Annotated in this window: 2 protein-coding genes; both read left to right on the top strand. The window is 58.9% G+C overall.

The window, feature by feature from the left end; all coding sequences use genetic code 11:
• Positions 1–128 precede the first annotated feature (128 nt).
• Positions 129–395, top strand: coding sequence for a hypothetical protein (locus NW856_RS13785; protein ID WP_255344550.1), 267 nt, complete (start codon positions 129–131; stop codon positions 393–395).
• A 90-nt stretch (positions 396–485) separates the two neighbouring features.
• Positions 486–2,029: SulP family inorganic anion transporter (locus NW856_RS13780; RefSeq protein WP_414400704.1), on the top strand; the 1,544-nt coding region annotated here is incomplete at its 3' end.

Below are 2,029 nucleotides of genomic sequence, written 5' to 3'. Positions count from 1 at the left end.
ACAGTGCGGGGCTCCTGCGCTAGTAAGCTGAAGGTGATTGAATTGAGCAGAAAGCTTTTGTATTCCCAGTCTACCATTCGCCCTTTGTGAAGGCTGGCTGACTTCCAGTAGGAGAGGCTCGGTGGTTCATCGGCGGCCCTCTCTACAGCCTCATGGATCGAGATTTACAGGTGGGCCAAGCGGAGCTGATCATTACCCTGACCGGCATCGACGACACCTTTTCCCAAACCATCCATGCTCGCCACTCCTACTTGGCCGATGAGATTCTCTGGAACCACCGATTTGCCGATATTCTCCACCTGGACAGCAATGGGCATCGCTATGTGGACTACTCTCACTTTCACACAACTCTACCGGCTCAAGCCCCATGCCCTCGCTTGGAGGGGAATCCTTGAGGGAAACTATAGAAGAAAACCTATTCTCTAGCATGATCTCTATAGTAACGTTCAATGATAGGCTGCCCATAGCGTGGAGGGCTTTGGGGCATGCTGAGCCAAGCGAAAGAACAACAGTCCGGCGGCAAGAGATTTCTGGATTGGCACCGACGTCTGAGCCTAGACAACTGGCGCGGGGATCTGTTCGGCGGGTTGACGACGGCGATTGTTTCCTTGCCGATGGCCTTGGCCTTTGGGGTGGCTTCGGGGGCAGGGCCGGTGGCGGGCTTGTACGGAGCAGTATGCGTGGGCTTTTTTGCGGCTCTGTTTGGGGGTACGCCCACGCTCATCTCCGAACCCACCGGGCCGATGACTGTGATGATGACGGCGGTGGTTGCTAATGTTACAGCTCGTTACCCGGAGCAGGGGCTGGGGCCGGCCTTCACCGTGGTGATGCTGGGGGGCTTATTTCAGATCCTGTTTGGATCCCTGAAACTGGGTAAATACATCACCCTCATGCCCTACAGCGTTATTTCCGGCTTTATGTCCGGGATCGGCTGGATCATGATTTTGCTGCAGATCCCGCCGCTTTTGGGCCACGCCAGCCAGGGGGGAGTGATTGGGGCGGTGCAGAACCTGCCGACCTACCTGCTCAACCTTAAGATGCCAGAGCTGGGGCTGGGGCTGCTGACGCTTGCCATCCTTTTTGGCTATCCCAAGCCCTGGCGACGGGTGGTGCCGCCGCAGTTGGTGGCTTTGGTGTTGGGAACGCTGGTGGCCAGCTTGTTCATGGCCGATTGGGATTTGCGGCGCATTGGCCCTATCCCCACCGGTTTGCCGCAGTTGCAGTGGCCGCAGTTGCCCTTTGCTTCCCTGGCCAACTTGGTGCTGGATGGGGTGGTGCTGGGGATGCTGGGCTGCATCGACACCCTCTTAACGGCAGTCATTGCTGATAACCTCACCCGCACCCGCCACGACTCCGACCAAGAGCTGATCGGGCAGGGGATCGCTAACTTGGTGTCCGGCTCCATGGGAGGGCTGCCGGGAGCAGGGGCAACCATGGGCACGGTGGTGAATATCCAGTCGGGGGGACGTACCCCTCTGGCGGGCGTCACCCGCGCCCTCATTCTGTTGATGGTGGTGCTGTTTGCCGCTCCCCTCACGCAAGGGATCCCAATGGCGGTGCTGGCAGGGATCGCCCTCAAGGTGGGGGTGGATATCCTCGACTGGAGCTTCCTGAAACGGGCCCACCGGCTTTCCCTCAAAGGGGCAGCCATTATGTACGGGGTGATGTTCATGACGGTATTTGTGGATCTCATCGCCGCCGTGGGGGTGGGGGTGTTTGTGGCCAACTTGCTCACCATTCAACGCCTCAGCGAGATCCACTCCGAAGAGGTGAAAGCCATTACCGATGCCGATGATGCGGTGGATCTCACCCCGCGGGAGAGGGATTTGTTGCGACAGGGAGGCGGCCAGGTGTTGCTGTTTTACCTGAGTGGGCCGATGATCTTCGGGGTTTCCCAAGCCATTTCCCGCCAACATCAGGCCGTGGCCTCCTGCCAAGCCTTGGTGCTGGATTTGTCGGATGTGCCGATGCTGGGCGTTTCCGCGACGCTATCCTTGGAAAATGCCATTCGCGAGGCCCTGGATCGGGG

Source organism: Synechococcus sp. R3-13, from assembly GCF_047462195.1.
Classification (GTDB): Bacteria; Cyanobacteriota; Cyanobacteriia; order Thermostichales; family Thermostichaceae; genus Thermostichus.
The sequence above is the reverse complement of the archived record's forward strand: the minus strand, read 5'-3'. Positions and strand labels throughout refer to the sequence as shown.